General features: G+C 68.1%; 10 protein-coding genes, 1 tRNA gene and 1 pseudogene. 5 read left to right on the top strand and 7 right to left on the bottom strand.

What is annotated here, in order from left to right:
• Positions 1 to 68: 68 nt before the first annotated feature.
• On the bottom strand, positions 69 to 1,517 hold the full coding sequence (locus tag MKK51_RS07605; RefSeq protein WP_243976079.1) for a DUF1800 family protein: 1,449 nt from the start codon (positions 1,515 to 1,517) through the stop codon (positions 69 to 71).
• Between the two features lie 274 nt (positions 1,518 to 1,791).
• Positions 1,792 to 1,866 (bottom strand) — tRNA-Val (locus tag MKK51_RS07600).
• Positions 1,867 to 2,599: 733 nt separating this feature from the next.
• Here MKK51_RS07600 and MKK51_RS07595 point away from each other — a divergent pair.
• A complete protein-coding gene (locus MKK51_RS07595; protein WP_243976077.1) occupies positions 2,600 to 10,006 on the top strand; it encodes a type I polyketide synthase in 7,407 nt (2,468 codons plus the stop codon).
• Positions 10,007 to 10,061: 55 nt separating this feature from the next.
• Entirely contained in the window at positions 10,062 to 11,435 is a 1,374-nt protein-coding gene (locus MKK51_RS07590) for an aminotransferase class I/II-fold pyridoxal phosphate-dependent enzyme (protein ID WP_243976076.1), read from the top strand.
• A 194-nt stretch (positions 11,436 to 11,629) separates the two neighbouring features.
• Here the strand turns inward: MKK51_RS07590 and MKK51_RS07585 are convergent, their stop codons facing one another.
• From MKK51_RS07585 to MKK51_RS07575, 3 genes are all read right to left on the bottom strand, one after another.
• Positions 11,630 to 12,799: a polysaccharide biosynthesis/export family protein gene (locus tag MKK51_RS07585; protein WP_243976074.1), complete on the bottom strand. Its 1,170-nt coding sequence runs from the start codon at positions 12,797 to 12,799 to the stop codon at positions 11,630 to 11,632.
• A 234-nt stretch (positions 12,800 to 13,033) separates the two neighbouring features.
• Entirely contained in the window at positions 13,034 to 14,527 is a 1,494-nt protein-coding gene (locus MKK51_RS07580) for an LTA synthase family protein (protein ID WP_243976073.1), read from the bottom strand.
• Complete coding sequence (locus MKK51_RS07575) at positions 14,524 to 16,041, bottom strand: capsular biosynthesis protein (protein WP_279601022.1); 1,518 nt, start codon at positions 16,039 to 16,041, stop codon at positions 14,524 to 14,526. The genes MKK51_RS07580 and MKK51_RS07575 overlap by 4 nt, the downstream gene beginning before the upstream one ends.
• Positions 16,042 to 16,305: 264 nt before the next feature.
• Between MKK51_RS07575 and MKK51_RS07570 the strand changes: the two genes are divergently transcribed.
• From MKK51_RS07570 to MKK51_RS07560, 3 genes are all read left to right on the top strand, one after another.
• A complete protein-coding gene (locus MKK51_RS07570; protein WP_243976071.1) occupies positions 16,306 to 17,613 on the top strand; it encodes a capsule biosynthesis protein in 1,308 nt (435 codons plus the stop codon).
• A gap of 117 nt (positions 17,614 to 17,730) precedes the next feature.
• Positions 17,731 to 18,501 carry an SDR family NAD(P)-dependent oxidoreductase gene (locus MKK51_RS07565; RefSeq protein ID WP_243976070.1) on the top strand — a complete coding sequence of 257 codons (771 nt, stop codon included), beginning with the start codon at positions 17,731 to 17,733 and terminating at the stop codon, positions 18,499 to 18,501.
• Positions 18,498 to 19,352 carry a formyltransferase family protein gene (locus tag MKK51_RS07560; protein ID WP_243976069.1) on the top strand — a complete coding sequence of 285 codons (855 nt, stop codon included), beginning with the start codon at positions 18,498 to 18,500 and terminating at the stop codon, positions 19,350 to 19,352. Before MKK51_RS07565 ends, MKK51_RS07560 begins: the two co-directional genes overlap by 4 nt.
• 131 nt (positions 19,353 to 19,483) lie before the next feature.
• Here the strand turns inward: MKK51_RS07560 and MKK51_RS07555 are convergent, their stop codons facing one another.
• Together MKK51_RS07555 and MKK51_RS07550 are read right to left on the bottom strand one after the other, a co-directional pair.
• Positions 19,484 to 20,350 carry an outer membrane protein gene (locus tag MKK51_RS07555; RefSeq protein ID WP_243976068.1) on the bottom strand — a complete coding sequence of 289 codons (867 nt, stop codon included), beginning with the start codon at positions 20,348 to 20,350 and terminating at the stop codon, positions 19,484 to 19,486.
• Positions 20,351 to 20,739: 389 nt separating this feature from the next.
• Positions 20,740 to 21,062 (bottom strand): annotated as a pseudogene (locus MKK51_RS07550) (energy-dependent translational throttle protein EttA); the annotation flags it as partial.

Below are 21,062 nucleotides of genomic sequence, written 5' to 3'. Positions count from 1 at the left end.
CCTCAAAACCTGCGACATTTCCAAAGGCCTCAGCGAGGTGAAGCGCCGGCTTGCCAAGGCGGACCTGCTTAGCGCCGCTGGAATTCCGGGCTGAGCATCAGCAGGGCCAAGGCCTGTTCAGGGCTCTCGCCCTGCCGGATCACGCGCCGCGTCTCGTCCGAGAAGTAGCCCCCGATCCGGTCGTCCACGAGCGTGCGGATGTCGACATGGTCGGCGTTGAGCGTCGCGCATTGCTGCGCCCAGTCGATCCGGCTCTTGATCCCATCCGATGTCACCCAGGCATCGTCCTCCTCGGCCCACCCCTTCGGCGACGGGGCGGCCAGGAACGGCTGGCCCATGGCGAGGAGCGAGGCTTTCGGCGAGGGTTTGACCGGTGCGCGCCCGAGGAGGCGACCGGTCGCGGCGAGGAACTCGATCGGCGGGCGCAGCTTCACGGGGGCTGCGGTCCAGGCCTCGTCGCTCTGGATCAGGGCGGCGGTCACGGCCTTGAGGTCGCCGTCGCTGTCCCTGAAGACCTTGGCGAGGCTCTTCTGCAGTGAGTCGGACGCCTTCTCCGAGACGAAGGCACGCGCCATCCGTCGCGTCACGTAGCGCGCCGTGGAGGGATGCCGGGCGAGGTCGGTCAGGACGGCGAGGAACTCGTCGGCTCCCGCCTCGGCGTAGCGCTTGCCGAGAATGGTCTTCGGCCCCGGCTGATGCTGGCGCTCGCGAAACACCACTTCGCCGAAAGTCTCCGATTGCGGCTTGAGATCCACGGTCCAGCCCGTGAGGACGGAGGCCAGCGCCGTGACGTCGGCCTGGCTGTAGCCGCCATCGACGCCGAGGGTGTGGAGCTCGAGCACCTCGCGCCCGAGATTCTCGTTGAGGCCGGATTTCTTGATGCGTCCGACCTTGGAATCGGGGCCGGTCGATGATGCGTTGTCCAGATAATAGAGCATCGAGGCGTGCAGGATCGCCGCCTTGGCCATGTCGTGAAAGTGGCCGAGGATGAATGGCCGAATGGCTTCCCGCTGGAACGAGCCCGCCGTCAGGCTGGATTTCCCCTTCCCCACCCCGACGGTGAAGTGGTTGCTCCAGTGCAGGAACAGCCGCTCGTGCAGGGGCGCCTTCGTCGTCGCCGCCAGTCTCAGCCAGGCGATCAGTTCATCGGGGTTCTTCGTGATCGGACCCGGCGTGCCCTTGGTCTCGGGCTCGTTCCCCATCACGCCGCCGCCCATCGACGGCTCCGGGCGGGGCGCCATGGCCATGGCGCCGTCCTGCATATCGCCGTCCTGCTTGACCTTGGCGTTTCCCGTATCCGCCATTGCCTCGCGGCGCTGCCGCGCGAGCTGACGACGATGCATCATCGCCTGCAGCTGGTCACTGCTGGACATCAACTTGGCTTCCGGCATCGTCAACGGCATGTCGAGCTGCACGCGGACGTAGCCGCGCGGATCGTCAATGGCGGGCAGATCGAGGGCGCCGCATCCGAGACCGAACCGTCCGACCGCATTCGAGAAGGCCAAGTTTCGGCTCATCATCATCTCCGGCATCCGGGAGCTCTGGCCGAGAGGCTCTGCACCGAATGAAAGCGCTCGTCTTACACGATCTGTCTGAGGCGGTTCTGTGACCGGCGCTCCGGCTCACGCAAGCGTGACGCTCAAGGACATCGGGCAGGGGCCATTCACCCCCAGGGCGCAGGTTCCTTGCCGATGAAGCATGTCCTGCGTTGACGGAGAGGCTCTGCGTCAACGAGAAAAGGCCCCGTTTCCGGGACCTTTGTTCTCTCGTCCATTCCCCTGAAGAGGGGAATGGTGGGCGCGACAGGGATCGAACCTGTGACCCCTACCATGTCAAGGTAGTGCTCTCCCGCTGAGCTACGCGCCCCGGCTGAAGCGTTTCCGCTGCAGCGAGGAGCGGCGTATAGCTTTCGGCTTGAACGGGCGTCAAGGGCCTTTCGTGGGAAAGCCTGTGTTCCGCGCGTTCGAAGCCCTTTTCCGTCATGGTCCCTCCCGGCGTCCCGTTTCGTGTTGGCGCGACATGCCCATGTTGCATCGCAGCGACGAGGTGCGGAAAAGCGACGGGCACGGGAGAATGTGAAACCCGGCTTGAGCTGTCGAGTGCGCGAAATGCCAGCACAAAATCGATGATTTGACCTCTATCCATGGTTGTTGGAACTTTTTTCAATGTAATGCAGCTAATAATCGATCCGACGTATCAAATATTGACAATATATTTCTTATGTAACATGAAAAGATAGAGCGTATCAACATTTTTGTGACGAAAATCGTTTTCTGATACCGTAGAATTTACGGTTTCTATTTATATTTGATCGAATAAAGTCGATATTGATGTATGATAAAACAGTAAATACCATGAAATTCTGTATGAAGATTGATAAACGTTATCTATCCTGTTGAATTAGGTTCGTTTCGTGTCTTCTCGTCGCGAGATTTGTCTCATCCGAGATTGTCTTTGGTATGAAAGTCCGTCCGTCTTCGTGCTGCAGCAAAGCTGCCATGGGTTGGACACGGTTCCGGCTGCATACTATGCATCTTGAAGTCGCCCGTTCGCTGCAGGACGGTGGTTTCCTCCATGCAAGAGCGTGTGCGAATCGAACGTGATCAAGCGTACAGACATAGCGATCGTCGGCCGTTCGTGCCGGTTGCCCGGTGCTGCCAGCGTCGATGGCCTCTGGCAGCTTCTGAGCGAAGGACGGTGCGCCGTTGGTCGCATCCCTGAGGATCGCTGGTCGCTGGAGCGGTTCGGTCACCCGCGCGCTCAGGAGCGCGGGAAGAGCTACACCTGGTCGGCGGGCGTTCTCGACGACATCTGGTCGTTCGATCCCGGCGTGTTCGGCATCTCGCCCCGCGAAGCCGAGCAGATGGACCCGCAGCAGCGGCTCCTTCTCGAACTGACCTGGGAGGCCCTGGAGGATGCGGGCCTGCGTCCCTCCGCCGTGGCCGGCTCGCAGATCGGCGTGTTCGTGGGCGCGTCGTCCCTCGACTACGGCAACCTGCGGGTCCTCGATACGTCCTCGGGCGATGCCTATGCGGCCACCGGCAACACGCTCTCGATCCTGTCCAACCGGATCTCCTACATCTACGACCTCAAGGGGCCGAGCTTCACCGTCGACACGGCCTGCTCGTCCTCGCTCGTCGCGCTCGATGCCGCCGTGGCGGCGATCGCCAGCGGCCGGATCGACACCGCGGTGGTGGCGGGCGTGAACCTGCTGGCCAGCCCGTTCAACTTCATCTGCTTCTCCAACGCGCAGATGCTGTCGCGCACCGGGCTCTGCCAGGCCTTCTCGGCCAATGCCGACGGCTACGTCCGGTCCGAGGGCGGCGTCGTCCTCGTCCTGAAATCGGCGCGTCAGGCGGCCCGCGACGGCGATACCGTGCGCGGCGTCATCGCGGCGAGCGGCGTGAATTCCGACGGTCGGACCACCGGCATCTCCCTGCCCTCGGGCTACGCGCAGGGCGCCCTGCTCGAACAGGTCTATCGCGAGGCCGAGATCGATTTCGACGCGGTGGCCTTCGTGGAGGCGCACGGCACCGGCACGGCGGTGGGCGATCCGATCGAGGCCGGCGCCATCGGCGGCAAGATCGGACGGCCCCGCAAGGAGCCCCTGCCGATCGGCTCGATCAAGAGCAATATCGGCCATACCGAGCCGGTCTCGGGCCTCGCCGGCCTGCTCAAGGCCAGTCTCGCCCTGGAGCACGACCTGCTGCCGCCGTCGCTGCATGCGACCGTTCTCAATCCCGACATCCCCTTCGCCAAGCTCAATCTCGCGGTGGTCACCGCGCCGCTGGCGATCCCGCGCGGCCGGGGCGAGCGTTTCGCCGGCGTCAATTCGTTCGGTTTCGGCGGCACCAACGCCCATATCGTCCTCACAGACGGAACGCCCTCCCTCGCCGCGAGCGAGGCCGGGCGCGGGCCCGAGTTGCTGCTCCTCTCGGCCCAGAGCCGCGCGGCCCTCAACGAACTCGCCCTCGACTACGCCGAGCGGTTCGAGCAGGCCGATGAGGCCCAGACCGTTCGCATCGCCGCCGCCGCCGCCCATCGGCGCGAGCGCCTGTCCACCCGGCTCGCCATGCCCCTCGACGCCGACCTGCCCGCCACCCTGCGGGCGGTCGCCGATGCCGAGGAGACCGACATCGCCCGCGTCGGCACCGCCGTCGACCGCAACGCGGAGGTCGCCTTCGTCTATTCCGGCAACGGCAGCCAATGGGTCGGGATGGGCCGCGAGGCCTATGAGCGCAGCGCCGCGTTCCAATCGGCCTTCGACCGGATCGACGTCCTGTTCGCCGAGATCTCCGGCTGGTCGCTGAAGGAAGCCCTGTTCGGCGAGGATCTCGCCGAGCGCATGGTCCTCACCCGGGTCTCGCAGCCGCTGATCTTCGCGATCTCCAGCGCCTCGACCACGGCCCTGAAGGCCGCCGGTCTCGTCCCCTCCTTCGTCCTCGGCCACAGCGTCGGCGAGATCGCGGCGGCCGAGGGGGCCGGCATCCTCAGCCTGGAACAGGCGGTGAAGGTCATCTTCTACCGCAGCCAGCACCAGGAGACGACGCGGGGCCTCGGCACCATGGCCGTGCTGCTGGCGCCCGTCGAGGAGATCGAGATCTTCCTCAAGGATTATCCGAGCCTCGATATCGCCGCCTACAATAGCCCGAAGGCCGTCACCGTGGCGGGCCCCGTCGCCGATATCGATGCGGCGATGAAGGCCTTGGCGCGCAAGCGCCGCCGTGGCCGCAAGCTCGATCTCGCCTATCCCTTCCACGGCCGGCTGATGAATCCGACCGAGACGCCGCTGCTGCGCGATCTCGCCGGGCTCAAGCCCCATCCCGGTGACATCGCCATGGTGTCCACCGTGACCGGCACCGTGCTGGACGGCGGTGAGTTCGACGCCGGCTATTGGTGGCGCAACATCCGCGAGCCGGTGCGCTTCTGCGATGCGGTCCAGGAGGCGACCCGCAAGGGCGCCCGGATCTTCGTCGAGGTCGGCCCGCGGGCGACCCTGCTGCCGCATATCGGTGACTGCATCGAGCCCCTCGGCATCGAGAACGCCACGGTGGGCGTCCTCACCAACAAGCCCGTGGGCAGCGACCCGTTCGCCCGTGCCCTGGCCTCGGCCCTCGTGCACGGCGCCGCCGTCGAGGAGGCGGTGGTCTTCGGCGAGAATCCGAAGGGCGACGTCGCCCTGCCCTCGTATCCGTGGCAGCGCCGGCCCTTCCGCCTGTCCGAGACGTCGGAGGGCGTCGGTGCGGCGACCGCCCGGACCTATCACCCGCTCTACGGGTCTCGGTTGTCGCCGGACGGGCTCGAATGGCTCGGCCATGTGGACATCGCCACGGTGCCCGACCTCGACGATCACCGCATCGACGGCCAGGCGATCCTGCCGGGTGCGGCCTTCATCGAGATGGCGCTGGGCGTCGCCCGCGAAGCCATGCGCAGCGACGACGTCGTGCTGGCTGAGTTCGAGATCCAGTCTCCGATGGTCTTCGCCGAGGAGGCCCTACGCGAGGTCGCCGTTCGGCTCTCCGGCAGCGGCAACCAGATCCAGATCCTGAGCCGCCCGCGCCTGACCCAGGCGGGCTGGCAGCTGCATGCCTCCGCCAAGGTCGTGGACGGCGCCTTCGCGGCCCGCGCGCGCCAGGACATCGACATCCCGGCCGAGAACGCCGTCGATGGGGCCGGGCTCTATCGCCTCGCCTCCGCCTCCGGCCTCGATTTTGGCCCGAGCTTCCGGCAGGTCGCCCTCAGTGCGCGCGTGGACGAGACGACCATCGTCTCCCAGTTGAAGCCGGCCGAGGCCGACCCGCGATTCGGCCTCGTGCCGGCCCGGCTGGACGCCTGCTTCCACGGCCTCATCCTGCTCTTCGCCGACCTGATGGGCGAGGGCTCGACCAAGGCCTATGTTCCCGTGCGCTTTGGCGAGATCAGGCTGATCCGGCCCGGCGCCGTCATTGCGCGGGCGATGATCCGCACCCGGCGCTGCAACGAGCGCAGCATCCTGGCCGACTTCACCCTGGTGGACGAGGCGGGCGAGGTGATCGCCACCCTGCGCGAAGGCCGCTTCCAGGCCCTGCGCACCAAGTCCGGGCAGGATCTCGCCGCCTATGCCATCGCGCAGCGGTCCGAACTGGCCACCGAACCCACCGCGATCCCCCTCGACCGGCGCGCCCGCATCGCCGATGCCGTTCGCCCCGGCATCAAGGCGGCCCTCGCCCCGGCGGATGCGGCCCTCTCGCCGGGCCATCTGCTGCTCGAAGGCTGGGCCACCTCGCTGGCCTACCGCATGGCCGAGGGACTGCAGCGCTCCGGCACCGTCGCCGTGGACGATCGCGTGCCGGAGGCGATGCGGCCCTGGCTGCTGAATGCCCTCTACGCCCTCGAGAGCAGCGGCCTCGCCACCCTCGACGGAACGCGCTGGACCCTGCGCAAGGACGTCACCCTCCCCGCGCCCGATGAGATCATGCGCTGGATCGCGGCCGACCATCCGGAGCTCTCCGCCGAGCTGGTGCTCACGGCGGATCTCGGCGCCGTCGTCGCCCGCCTCGTGGCCGGTGAACTCACGAGCCCGCCGACCCTGTCGCAGAACGCCCTCGACGCCTTCGTCCTGCGCAGCGCCACCGCCCGCGCATCGTCCGACGTCATCGCGGCGATCTGCGAAGGAGCCCGCGCGGACCTGCCGAAGGACCGCTCGCTGCGCCTCCTCCAGGTCGGGTTCGGGCCGCTTTCGGCGCAGGCCGCTGCCATCGCGGACGGCATCGCCGCCCAGCTCACCGTGTTCGAGACCGATCGCCGCCTCGCCGAGCGGGCCCGCCTCGCCCTGCCTCGCGGCGTCACCGTGATCGAGGACGAGGCGGATCTGACGGAGAGCGGCTTCGACGCGATCCTGGCGAGCAACGTCCTGCATCGCTCGGAGCGCGGCCTCCTCGGCAAGGTCGCCGATTCCCTCGCCACCGGCGGCTTCCTCCTGGCGGTGGAGCCGGGTGCGTCGCTGTTCCGCGATCTCGTCTTCGGCCTGATGCCGGATTGGTTCGAGAGCGTGGACGGGATGCCGCTCGGTCGCCTCGACGACATCACCGGTTGGCAGCGGTCGCTCAGCGATACCGGCCTCGTCCGCATTGCTGTCGACCGGGCCGCCTCGGCCAATGGTGACGATCTCCTCTTCCTCGCCGAGGCGCCGGTGCGGGCAAGGGCCGCCACGGGTCAGACCTTCACCTTCATCATCGGCTCGCAGGATTCCTTCGCGGCCGAAACTGCCTCCTCGCTGGCGACGCTCCTCGTCGCCGCCGGCGTCCATGTCTCGATCATCCTCGATTCGGAGCAATCGCTGCTCGAGCTCGAACGAGAGACCCCCGACACGGTGGTGTTCCTCGCCGGGGCCTTCGGCTCCGGTGGCGAAGCCGCCGACCGGCTGCGCGAGCGCTGCCTCGGTCTCAAGCGTTGCGTCGAGCATCTCGGCACGCGCCAGACCCGTCTCTGGGTCGTCTGTCCCGGCGCGACGCGCCATGAGGGAGCGGGTGCGGTGGAAGCCGGTCTCTGGGTCTTCACCCGCACCCTCGCCAACGAGGTCGCCAATCTCGACATCCGCCGCATCGACCTCACCGGGGCCATGCCGACCAAGATCGCCTCCGAGCGCCTGCGCGACGTGATCCTGTCGGGCACCCCCGAAACGGAGATCGTCCTCGACGTCGATGCCACCCGGGTGATCCGGTTCTCGCCGGGGCAGCTCTCGCGCCGCCCGGCCGTCGATGCCGTGGCCGCGCCGGCCGCGCAGCTGGAGCGCAGCGCCACGGGGGGCCTCAACGACATGCGTTGGGGACCGGCCGAGCGCCGCGTGCCTGGGCACGGAGAGGTGGAGATCGCGGTGGAGGCCACTGGCCTCAACTTCCGCGATGTGCTCTGGGCGCTCTCCATGCTCCCCGAGGAGATCCTCGAGGACGGCTTTGCCGGACCGCGCCTGGGCCTCGAAGTCGCCGGCCGCGTGGTCTCGGTGGGCAAGGGCGCCGCGGCGTTCAAGGTCGGCGATTCCGTCGTCGCCTTTGCCCAGTCGGGGTTCTCGACTCACATCGTCGTGCCCGAACTCGTGGTGGCTCCGAGCCCCCCCGGTCTCGATCCGCAGGCGGCGGCCACGGTGCCGGTGGCCTTTCTCACCGCCTATTACAGCCTCGTCAGCTGCGCCCGCCTGCGGCGCGGCGAGTGGGTGCTGGTCCATGGCGGCGCCGGCGGCGTCGGCCTCGCCGCCCTGCAGATCGCCAAGCTGAAGGGCGCGCGCGTCATCGCCACCGCCGGCTCGCGCGAGAAGCGGGCCCTCGTGAAGGCGCTCGGGGCCGAGCACGTCCTCGATTCCCGCTCGCTGGCCTTCGTCGACGAAGTCCGCCGCATCACCGGGGACGGCGTCGGCGTGGTGCTGAACAGCCTGTTCGGCGAGGCGATGGAGCGCAGCCTGAACTGCCTGAAGCCGTTCGGCCGCTTCATCGAACTCGGCAAGCGCGACTACGTCGCCAACACCCATATCGGCCTGCGGCCGTTCCGCCGGAACCTCTCCTATTTCGGTGTCGATCTCGATCAGGTGCTCCAGCACCAGGGCGAGGACGGAGCACGCCTGTTCCGCGAGGTGATGGCCCTGTTCACGGAAGGCGGCCTCAAGCCCCTGCCGTTCCAGCCCTTCACCGCCGACGAGGTTTCCGACGCATTCCGGCTCATGCAGCAATCCGGACATGTGGGGAAGATCGTCATCGCGCCGCCGAAGCCCGGCAGCATCGTGATCGAGCGCAAGTCCGATTTCCGGGTCTCGGCGGAGGGTGTGCATGTCATCACCGGCGGGCTCGGCGGCTTCGGCATCGAGGCGGCCCGGTGGCTCGCCGATCGGGGAGCCCGTCACCTCGTTCTCGTCGGACGAAAGGGGGCGTCGAGCCCCGAGGCGAAGCAGGTGGTGGCCGATCTCGCGGCCCGCGGCGTCAGCGTCGCCGCGATGGCCTGCGACATCACCCGCCGCCAGGCGGTGGACGACCTCATCGAGGAGGTGGAGAGCGGCGGCCGCAAGCTCGCCGGCGTAATCCACGGGGCGATGGTGCTGCAGGACGGCCTCATCGCCAACCTCGACGCCGCCTCCCTCGACGCGGTGATCCGCCCGAAGGTCGTCGGAGCCGAGCACCTCGACGCCGCGACGCGGGACCGGTCGCTGGATTATTTCGTCCTGTTCTCGTCGGCCACGACCTTCATCGGTAATCCGGGCCAGGGTGCCTACGTCGCTGCCAACGGCTTCATGGAGGGCCTCGCCCGCCGTCGCAGGGCGCTGGGACTGCCCGCCCTTGCCGTCGCCTGGGGCGCCATCGGCGATGTCGGAGTGCTCGCCCGCAACCGCGCGGTGATGGAGACCCTGGCAGGCCGCGTCGGCGTGACGCCGATGGATGCCCGCCGTTCCCTCGACCTCATGGCCGAGGCCCTGGAAGGTCAGGGCTCGTCGCCCGACGACGCCGTCCTCGCCATCGCGTCGATGCATTGGGGCAAGGCGCGCGAGCGCCTCGCCACCATGCGCTCCCCGAGCTACGGCGACCTCGGCTCAGACCAGCAGGCGGAAGCCGGGACGGTGGCCACCATTGACATCGGCAGCCTGCTGAAGGGCCAGGATCTCGACGCCGTGCGCAAGACCGTCTCCGACGCCATCGTCGAGGACATCGCCCGCATCCTGCGCCTGCCCAAGGACGATATCAGCCGCGTGCGCCATCTCTCCGAGATCGGCCTCGATTCGCTGATGGGCGTGGAACTGGGCGCCAGCCTGCAGGAGCGCTTCGCCCTCGAAGCGCCGCCTTCGGGCATCTCCTCGGGATTGACCGTGGTCGAACTGGCGGAGACCCTGATCCAGTCCGTGGCCGCCCCCGTGGACGACGCGTCGGCGGCGGTGATGAGCTTGGCCCAGCGCCATGCCAGCGAGGGCGTCGACGTGCGTACCCTCGAGCCGTTCCACGAACTCGTCGAGCAGAACAGCCTCCAGATCAGAGAAATCCTGCCGTAAAGGAGGGCTGACCCGAGCCAGCCCTCGCGATCCGCAACCGGAAGACCCTATCCGTATGTCCAACCCACCCCGCCCCGACGGTGGCCGCGCGGCACTCGCGGGCTTCGTCACCAATCGCCTCGGCCGCAACGCCAACCGGCCGGCCGCCCCGCGTCCGGAGGCGAAGGCGACGGACGCCTCGGTCCAGAAGTTCGAGTCCCTTCCCGGCTACCGGGAATTGCGGCTGCAGCGTTCGGCCGCCGACCTCATCGGCCTCGGCAATCCGTTCTTCCGGGTCCACGAGACCAGGGCGGGCGCCACCACGCGCATCGCCGGCAAGGGCTTCATCAACTTCTCGTCTTACGATTACCTCGGCCTAAACGGGCACCCGGACGTGAGCGAAGCGGCGCGGCGCGCCATCGACGCGTACGGCACGTCGGCCTCGGCGAGCCGGATCGTCGCGGGTGAGCGGCCCGGACATCTCAGCCTCGAACAGGCGCTGGCCGAGCATTACGAGACGGAAGCCTGCGTGGTGATGGTGAGCGGGCACGCCACCAACGTCACCACCATCGGCGCCCTGCTCGAACCCGGCGACGTGATCTTCCACGATGCCTTGAGCCACAACAGCATCGTCACCGGGGCCCAGCTTTCGGGCGCCCAGCGCCGCTCCTTTGCCCATAACGACCTTAATGCCCTGGAGACCCTGCTCGGCGCCACCCGCCACGAGCACCGCCGCGCCTTGATCGTGGTGGAGGGCCTCTACAGCATGGACGGCGACGCGCCGGATCTCGCCGGCCTCGTCGCCCTGAAGCAGCGCTATGACGCCTGGCTGATGGTGGACGATGCCCATGGGCTCGGCGTCCTCGGCCGGACCGGGATCGGCCTCGCCGAGCATTGCGACGTCGATCCGCGGCTCGTCGACATCTGGATGGGCACGTTGTCGAAGACGCTGTCGTCCTGCGGCGGCTACATCGCCGGTCCGGCCGCGCTGATCGAGTATCTCAAATGCACCGCCGGCGGCTTCATCTACAGCGTCGGCCTGTCCCCGCCCCTGGCCGCCGCCGCCGAGGCGTCCCTGGCGCTGCTGCGGGCCGAGCCGCACCGGGTGGAGCGCCTGCGCCAGAACGGCCACCTGTTCCTGTCCTGCGCCAGGAAGCACGGGCTCGATACCGGCACGAGCCTCGGCCTCGCCGTCATTCCCGTCATCGTCGGGGATTCGCTGAAATCGGTGACCCTGTCCGACCGTCTCTACAAGCGCGGCATCAACGTGCAGCCGATCATCCATCCGGCGGTGCCCGAGCGCTCGTCGCGCCTGCGCTTCTTCATCACCTCCGAGCATACGCCCGAGCAGATCCGCGAGACCGTCGCGGCCGTGGCCGAGGAGCTCGCCGAGATCGAGAAGGGCGGCTCGCTGATCGAGCAGCTCATGGCCAAGCGCGGCAAGCCCTGAGGTCAGCCTGCCGGCTCGGCCGGGCAGATGATGCGGGATCGCCCGACGGGATACCGCGACCCAGTATGAAAACGGTGATGGACATGCAGTCTGCGCCGAAATTGTCTGGAGCCCGCCCCAGGCGAACGGACACCTCTCCCTGCGGCGGTTGAGAACCTGCGACGCGCCGTTTGCCGGCGCGCGCTCATCCCACCTTAAAAAGCGCCGCTCACGCGGACGCCGGTCGTGATCGGCTGGGACGCGGCGGCGAAGACCGAGAGGACCTTCTTGATCTCGGTGAACGGCGCGTTCGAAACGTAGACCATGTCGCGGTTGCGCATGCGGAAGGCCTGGGTGAGGAACAGGCTGTTGGGGTCGCGCATGTCGAAGCGATAGACGACCGGCACCAGCGGCGTGCCGAGGAGCGGGCTTCCGGGCTTGAGGCGGCGCACCACCGGGGCAGGCTCGAAGCGGAAAATGAAGGTCCCGGTCGGGTCGGCGTCGGCGTCGCTCTGGCCGCGTGCCTTGGCCAGCGCCTGCGCCAGGGTGATGCCCTCGGCCTGGAACGGAATCTCGTTGGACGTGCCGAGGGCGCCGATGGCCAGGAAGGTCTGGGGATCGCGCACCAGGGTGAGGTTGTCGTTGGGGCGCAGGTAGATGTTCTCTTTGGGGTTCGACACCACGGTCGTGAGCGGCACCGTCGCCGTCCTGCCGGCCCGCGACAGGCGCACGAAGGTCTCGCTGACGGGGGCTCTCACGCCGCCGGCGGTGGCGATGACGTCGAGGATGCGATCGCCCTGGGTGCCGAGCGGGACGCGGGCGCCGCCCACCGCCTCGCCCCCCACGGTGACGGATTGCGAGACCGGCCGGCTCACGGTGACGATGACCTGAGGCTGGATCGCCTTGCCGGCGAGCTCGGTCTCGATCAGCGCCTGGACGTCCTGGGCGCGTCGCCCCGCGACCTTGATCCGGCCGGCATAGGGCACCGAGATGGCGCCATCGCGCGAGACGATCTGCTCGGGCAGCTGCGCCGCCTTCGAGCCGGCGGACATCGAGTTGACCGTCAGCGGACCGGAATAGAGGCCCCCCGAGCCGGCCTCGAACACCGAAACGGCAACGGCGTCACCGATCCCGATCACCGGTTCCGAGGGCATGCGTCCGTCACCGAACGAGGAGAGAAGGCTGTCGAGGGGGCGTCCGCGCAGGGCCTCCACCACGGCGGAGTTCACGTCGATGAATTCGTAGCGGGCGAAGGTCCCCTCGCTCGTCGCCTGGTCCGCGCCGTCCACCACGGCCGAGGTCGACGGACCGGCGGCGGGCAGGAAGGCGTTGCAGCCGGACACCGTGACGGCGATGGCGATGGCCAGCGTGGCTTTGGGATACATCGAACTCTCCTCAGACCCGCCCCCACGACGAGTGTCTTGTCGGATCACGTGTCGGTCGGCGGATACGAACCGTCCGTCGGCGCCGGTCCCGGCCGCCAGCCGTGGCGGCCGGTGCGAGGCCGGTCGTCACGAACGGTCCACCCTTGATAGCGCCAAATCTCTTCGATCGTTTAACGATCGTTCCACTATCGCATTGTCGGACCGATGCGCGGGGTCGCCTCGGTCACGTTCGTGTCAGCACGATGGTGAGCCGATAGCCGATCCTGGCAGTTCTGCCGAGCACCCTGCGATGACAGTCCGGAGGAAACGACCGAGTTCGTGGGCGGCGGTATCGGTGCGGTGGGGAGCGTCCTTTAAAGCCCCGAACCCGAAGACGGCATATTCCGTGGCCGTGTCGCCGAAGCCCGGCCGGCAGGTGGGCAGGGACGGAGCGTGATCGCCATAGACGCACAGGATCGCATCCCGCCCCTTGAGGCCGGCGATCAGCTGTTCGACGGCGCGGCCGGTATGGGCCACGTGATGAAGATATTGCGCCAGCGGATCGTCGATCCCGTCGAGCCGGCCGGGCTTCCAGGGGCCGTGGTTCTCCATCGTCACCGCGAAGACGAAGACGGGTGTCGTCGCCGCCTCCACCTCCGCGAGGATGCGCGCCGCCAGGGCCTCGTCGCCGATATAGGGGCCGATGCGCGGGGCACCGGCGAAATCCTCCTCCATCACCAGGCGCGCGAAGCCGAACCGCCGCATGACCTCGGCGCGATGGAAGAAGTCGCGATGGAAGGGATGCACGAACACGGTCGCATATCCGGCAGCCCTTGCCCGCCGGGCGATGCTCGCCGGCTCGTCGCCGCCGTTGCTGAGGTAGGGATCGTAGCGTCCGAAACCGAGGCTCTCCGGCTCCCTCCCGGTGAGCACCGCGTGTTCCGTCCGCATCGTGTAGGCGCCGTGGGCCGGGACCGTCAGCCGGCCGTGGCGCGAGGCGCGGGTCCGTATCGTCTCCATCAGCGGCAGGGCCGGCCCGCCGAGACGGGTCGGGTCGATGAAGGATTCGAGCTGGACGACCACCACCACTGGCGGCGGGCTGGGCTGCCCGAGGGAGACGTCGCCGGCCGTCTCCGGCGGCGATGGTTCGCGTTTCCAGCGCAGGGCATAGGCGATGATCGTGGCCGGCAGCCCGTAGCGGGCGCAATCCGCGTCGAGATCGGGCCGGGCAAACCGGGCCGCGAGCCAGGGCGCCAGACGTCCGGTGCCAAGCGCCGAGGCCAGCCCGACGAGGAGGCAGGGTAAGCCGATGAGCGCGACGAGGGCGACGCTCGGCTCTTCGGGCAAGGCGGCGGGCTCGATCCAGTACCACAGGGCGACGAGGGCGAGGCTCGCCCCGAGGGGGACGGCCATGCGCGGGTCGGTGAGCGGCCGCGTATAATAGAGGTCGGGATGGCGCGGGACCTGCCGCAGCAGCGCGAAATCACTGAACACCAGCGGCTCGCCGATCACCGCCTGCTTCAACCGGCTGACGACGACGAGGATCGCGACGGTGAGCAGGCAGGAGAAGGCCGCGAGCCAGGGGCGCCAGGAGAAGCAGAACCAGAACACCGTGAGGAGCGCGTATCCGGCAAGGCGCAGGGCCAGTTCGGCAGGGCGTCGTCCGATGGGCCGACGATCCGCGCCGTCCAACGCCTCGATGGCGAGGGAGCCGATCAGTGCGAGGGCGAGTGCCGCGAGGACCGTCATGCCTTGTCGCCGCCTCTGCCGATCCCCCGTCGCGCCCGGATCAGGCGGACGATGGGGTTCAGCACGGCGTAGCGCAGGCGCATGACGATCTGTGCCGGGCGGCTGAGGGCGAGTTTCGAGGGTGGCGCGGCCTCGCGAGTCTCGCTCAGACGGTCGAGGAGCTGTTCGGGGGTGCAGGGTTTCATCGCCACGGGGTCGAGATAGAGCGGGTAGACGAGGAGTGCGCCTGCCACGAGCTCGTCGAGGGCGAGCCGCCGCCCCCTGTCGGCACCGGGTGCGAGATCGTCGGTCAGGCCCCAACCCGCATAGAAGGGACGGCCGTGGACCGCCACGCTCAGGCCGCGGATCAGGGCCTCGAATCCCGCGAGCGAGGTCATCGTCTCCACGTGGTGCGCCCAGTCGAGGAGATCGACGATGGAGAGGCCGGCCACGATCCGGTCGGCCAAGGCCAGAACCTCGGCCTCCGGGATCGTGCCGGGCCGGAACCCGGCCTCCACGTCGGGATGCGGCTTGTAGAGGAGAAAAGCCCCGGGATTGCGGGCGCGGGCCGCGCGCAGGAGTTCGAGATTCGAGCGGACATGCGGTGAACCATGGCGCACCGAGGCATCGTCCTCGACCTGGCCCGGCACCAGCACGATGCGCCGGTCCTCGGGCCAGTCCGATGCGTCTCCCGCAAGTCCGACATTGTATTTCGTCAGGCGCCGTTCGACCACGAGCCGTCGCAGGGCCGATGCCCGGGCCACGAGGTCCGGCGAAAAACTCTCGGTCCTGAGGATGCGGGCGAGGCGGCTCTCGGTGCGGGGGTCGTAATAGATGCCGCTGTCGTCCACCACGATGGAGGCGCCGGGCTGCAGGCTCGCTCCGAGGCCGACCGAGCGCAGGAACCCGTCCTCGATCCGCGCGAGGGGAATGCCCTGTTCCGCGCAGAGCGCCGGCAATCGTTCAGGCATCCGCGTTGCCCAGGCGAGGATGCGGGCATGACCGGCCCTGGCCTTCGCCACGGCATCCTCGGCGTTCATGGCATGGACAGGCTTGCCCGACGGGCCGCCGACGAAGACATCGAGGGCCGGCCGTTTCCAGCGGGAGATGCCCACGAGGACGGTGGGACGGTGGTTGTTACGGAACCGGCTTTCCAGCCATGCCACCTTGTCTCGGCATTCCTCGAACGGGATCGGCCGCCGCGTCCACGGGTCGAACGCGTGGATCCCGGCATCCCCGCCGAACGGGGCGCCGTCGAGGGTGAGACGCAGGGTCGACAGGCCCGTCGCCGGCGAATCGTAGGGGCTGAGCAGAGGCCCGGGTTCGACGGCGAGGATCGCGCGACCGGCTCGGCGCAGGCCCGATGCGGCAAGGCCGCCCCTCCCCCAGACCACGCCGATCGTCCCCGGCTTCCAAGCCCGGGCGAAACCGAGGCCCGTCACGGCTTCGATCTCCGCTCGCAGGGCGCGGACGGGCCGGCTCGCGGCGAGGAGCGATCGCGTTGCCGAGGGAAATGGCGTCGAAAGAATGGGCAACGGCGCTCGCTGATCCGGTCCGGGAGGACGCACCCATACGACGATCCGCGCCCTCAGGCGATCCGATCCCGTCGTCCGAGGGACGATCGGGGTCGGGTTTCGAAGGGACCGACGAGGTGCCTTGTTGCCGACACATCACGCCCCCAGGAATTCCGTTAACAACACCGTGCTACGCAATTGTCGCGTTGCACCATTCATGCGATCAGGGCGGTGTACGTGCCCATTCGACACGCCCTTCCCGGGCGCAGGAGCAAGCACTTCCGCATGTTGCCGACACGCGTAGACACCCCACGCGAGAGGCCTGCGACCTTCCTGTTCCTGCAGGGGATCGCCTCGCCGTTCTTCGCCGATCTGGGCCGTGCGCTGGTCAAGCGCGGCCACCAGGTGCGACGGATCAACTTCTCCTCGGGTGACTGGTTGTTCTGGCGACTCGGCTCGGACAATTATCGCGGCCCCCGCGAGGGGTGGGACGCCTACGTCGCCGGCTACATGGTCGAGCACGGCGTGACGGATGTCGTCCTGTTCGGCGATTGCCGACCCTACCATGTGGCGGCGCGCGAGGCCGCCGAGCCCCTCGGCATCCGCATTCACGTGTTCGAAGAGGGATACCTGCGGCCGAACTGGGTCACGTGCGAGCTCGGCGGCGTCAACGGCCATTCGTCGCTGCCTCGCTGCCCGGACGAGATCCGCGCCATCGCCCGGCGCCTGCCCCTGGCCGGGCGCGCGATGCCGGCGAGCGGTGACATGGCCCGGCGCAGCCTCTGGGACGTGGCCTACAACGTCGCGAATATCGGCTTTCCCTATTTCTTCCCGCATTTCCGCAGCCACCGGCCGATCCATGTCGCGGCCGAATATGTGGGCTGGATCAAGAAGTTCGCCGGTCGCAGCCGCACACGGCGCCAGGCGCGGGAGCTCAACGAGATCTATGCGGCGCGCAAGGAGGAGTATTTCCTGCTGCCGTTGCAGCTCGACAGCGACTATCAGATCCGCGTCCACTCACCCTTCCTCGGGGTGGAAGGATTCATGGATCGGGTCATCGCGTCCTTTGCCGCCCATGCATCCGAGACGTCGAGACTGCTGATCAAGCTCCACCCGCTCGACAGCGGTCTGGTGAATTGGCGCAAGCATGCCCGTAACTCCGCCCGGCGCCACGGCGTGGACGAGCGGCTCGATTTCATCGATGGCGGCGACCTGCCCAAACTCATCGCGGGCAGCCGGGGCGTGGTGCTCGTGAACAGCACGGTCGGGATGCTGTCCCTCGAACTCGGACGTCCGACCATCGCCGCAGGCGAGGCGATCTACAACCTGTCCTGCCTGACCCATCAGGGCGGCCTCGACACGTTCTGGAGGAAGCCCGAAGCCCCGGACATGGCGCTGATGGCGGATTTTCGCCGGGTCGTCCTTCACCGGACTCAGGTGAACGGCGGCTTCTTCTCCCGCGCGTCCATCGACCGGGCGGTGGCGGGCAGCGTCCTGCGTCTGGAATCCAGGCTTCCCGCCCCCGCCTTGGCCGCGGCTCAGGCGATCCGCGAGCGCTCGACCGCGACGCCGGAACTCGCGCCGGTCTACTGACCGCGCGCCGGTCCCCGGTTCGTTCCGCGCAAGCGGTCACGTCCCGTCATCGGCACGGCGTAATCTCCTCCGAGAGCGGAGTCCCGCTTGCCGGAATGATGCTCTAGAACAGGCCCCATGCCCGTCATTCTCATCACCGGTGCCTCAAGCGGGATCGGCGCGGCCCTCGCCCGGCATTACGCCGCGCCCGGCACGCACCTCGTTCTCAATGCGCGCGGTCTCGAGAGGCTGAATGCCGTCGCCGCCGCCTGCCAGGCCCTCGGCGCAACCGTGGCGACCCGGTCCCTCGACGTGCGCGACAGGCCGGCCGTGGCCGAATGGCTGCGCGAGACGCATGCGGCATCGCCCCTCGATCTCGTCATCGTCAATGCCGGCATCAATGGCGGCCATCCCGGCGGTGAGATCGAGACCGAGGCCATGGCCTTCGAGACCGTGGACGTGAACCTCAACGGCGCCCTGAACGTCGCCCTGCCCTGCGTCACCCTGATGCTGGCGCGCGGGAGCGGTCAGATCGCCCTGATCTCGTCGCTCGCCGCCTTCGCGCCCCTGCCCGACGCGCCGGCCTACAGCGGCACCAAGGCGGCCCTGCTCGCCCATGGACTGGCGCTGCGCGCCAAGCTCGCCCCCCGCGGCATCAAGATGAACGTCGTGACGCCCGGCTATGTGAAGACCACCATGGGCGGGGATTACGAGGGCTGGCGCCCGATGGAGATGAGCGCCGAAGAGGCGGCAGGCCGCATCGCGCGCGGTCTCGCGCGCGACCTCGAAATCATCGCCTTTCCCGAGCCCCTCGCCTCCCTGGCGCGCGGATCGGCCCTGCTGCCCGAAGGCCTGCGCCGCCGCTCCATGCGCGGCTTCCGGTTCAAGGTCGGGCGCAGCAAGCGATGACCCGCCCGCGCATCGCGCTCTTCGTGCTGGAAGCGCTGCCGAATGCCCGCGCCGTGCGCAGGTTCGTGCAGGACCATGCCGGGCAGATCGCTTTTGTCGGACTGTCGAATGCCGAGCGTCCGAGTTCCGGCGGTCTCACCGGCCAGGTCCGGCGCCATCTCGCCCGGTCCGGCCCGGCGTTCCTGCCCTATCTCGCGGTGAATTTCGGGCTGCCCGACCTGCTGGCTCCGGCCTCGGGACTGCTGCGCCGCCTGACCGGAACTGGCGACGCGGCCACGGCGACGCCCCTCAAGGCGTCGTGCCGGACACTGGGCATTCCGACTCTGCGCATCGACGACGTCAACGGACCGGACGTGGCCCAGGCCTTCGCGACCCATGCGCCGGATCTCATCGTCGCGTTTCACTTCGACCAGATCTTTTCGGCTGCGACCCTGTCGCTGGCGCCGCTCGGGGGACTGAACGTCCATCCCGGCCTGCTGCCACGCCATCGCGGGCCGGTACCGACGATTCATGCTCTGGCTGAAGTGACTCCCGCCTTCGGTGTCACGATCCATCGCCTGACGCCCGCCATCGACGCGGGAGCGATCCTCGCCCAGGAGGCCTCGGACTTGCCGTCCGGCACCACCGCCACCCGTGCCGCGATGCTGCTGCACGAGCGGGGGCGGATCCTCCTCGACCACGTGCTCGGCGATCTCGCGTCCGGTACCCTCGGCGAGGGCGTGGCGGCCGGAAGCCTGCCCTATTGCCCGTTCCCGGACCGGGCCTTGCTGGCGGCTCTCGCGAGGCGAAACCGCAAGCTCGTCGATGGCGCCGACCTGCGTGCCGCGCTGGGCGTGAACGCGACGCGCTGAACGCGCGGACCGGCCGGCGCAGCGGGATCGTCTGCCAAAAACGAACGGCCCGGTCCTGAGGACCGGGCCGTGTGAGTCTCGTCGCTGTGACGATGCTGCCGAAGCGAGAACCGCTCCGGCAGGCTTCGATTTCAGAGACCGCCGAACTTGTAGTTGAAGCCGGCCTTGATGAGGTTGCCCTCGGTGCTGAAGCGCGAGGTGTAGGAGCCGGTGGAGGGAGCGCCGAGGCCCGTGTTGTTCACCAGCACGCTGCGGCTGCCGAGGTCGTAATGCAGGTACTCGGCCTTCAGGGTGATGGCGCTGGCGCCGATGAAGCTGCCGATGAAGTTGAAGCGGTTGAGGAAGCTGTCGGTGGGGATCGCCCACTCGATGCCGCCGCCATAGGCGTAGCCCGTTTCCATGTCGTTGTAGCGGCCGGCATAGGCCAGGGCGCCGGCACCGTTGAAGAAGTTCGCGCCGTAATTGACGTTGCCGTAGGCGAAGCCGCCGGTGCCGTAGACGAGGACCGTGTCGAAGGCGTAGCCGATGCGGCCCTGGACGGTGCCGAGATAGTCGAGGCGCTGGCGCAGGTTGGCGGGATTGAGGGGGCCGCCGACGGTGCTGCTGGGGCCGAAATAAGCGTAGCTCTTGCTGATGTCGGTCCAGGTCACGTCGGCGTTGACGCCGAGGACGAAGCCCGAACCGGGGGTGAGCTGGTAGTTGTAGCCGATGCCGCCACCGATATTTCCGATGCCGTCCTGCTCGGAGCGGAAGGTGCCGGGGCGACGGTCCAGGCGCACGTTCTCGCGCGTATTGAATTCGTTGCCGGTGGTGCGGATCGTCTGGTTGTCGCTCCAGGCGTAGGAGCTGTGCGTGCCGAGATAGAAGCCGGTCCAGGTGAAGACCGGGACGGGGGAGAACACTGCCGGGGGGGCGGCGCGGCGCGGAAGATCCGCGGCCGAAGCGGCGCCGGCCAGAAGAACGGAGGCGGTGCCGGCAAGAAGAAGCTTCGCGATCATGATGAGGATGTCCGTGGGGCTGACCTTGTGGTCAAATTAGCCCCTCCCCCGCGGCTCGCCTATGACCCGCGAGCCACACCGTGGCGTAGAAACGCCTGCCGTCGGCCGATCTCCATCGATACGGCGGCGCGGCCCCTCGGAAACTCTGTTCGGCATAGTGAAAAGCGGAAGACGTCGAAATCGGTAACGTTTCGATCACCTTTGCTTCAACGCTGAGCCTCCCGCCGAGATCGTGCCGGCCTATACGAAGGTCGGACGATGTTTTGGTACCATCTCGCAAGAACGATGCCATCACCCGCTCGATACGGTGCGGCATCGTCGCTTCAGCCTCCCGCCCGGCCATGAGCCGGACGGACGGGAACGGCCCGGTCTCGGACCGGGCTTCGTCCTCAGCGCGAGAACTTCTTGTACTTGATCTTCTTTGGCATCAGGGAATCGGCGCCGAGGCGGCGCTTCTTGTCCTCCTCGTAATCCGAGAAGTTGCCCTCGAACCATTCCACGTGGCTCTCGCCTTCGAAGGCGAGGATGTGGGTCGCGATACGGTTCAGGAACCAGCGATCGTGGCTGATGATGACGGCGCAGCCGGCGTAATCCTCCAGTGCCTCTTCGAGGGCCCGCAAGGTCTCCATGTCGAGGTCGTTGGTGGGCTCGTCGAGGAGCAGCACGTTGGCGCCGCCCTTGAGCGTGCGGGCCAGATGCACGCGGTTGCGCT

Origin of the sequence: Methylobacterium sp. E-045, assembly GCF_022829685.1 — a bacterium.
In the GTDB taxonomy this organism is placed as follows: domain Bacteria; phylum Pseudomonadota; class Alphaproteobacteria; order Rhizobiales; family Beijerinckiaceae; genus Methylobacterium.
This window is presented reverse-complemented; position numbering and strand designations above follow the sequence as displayed.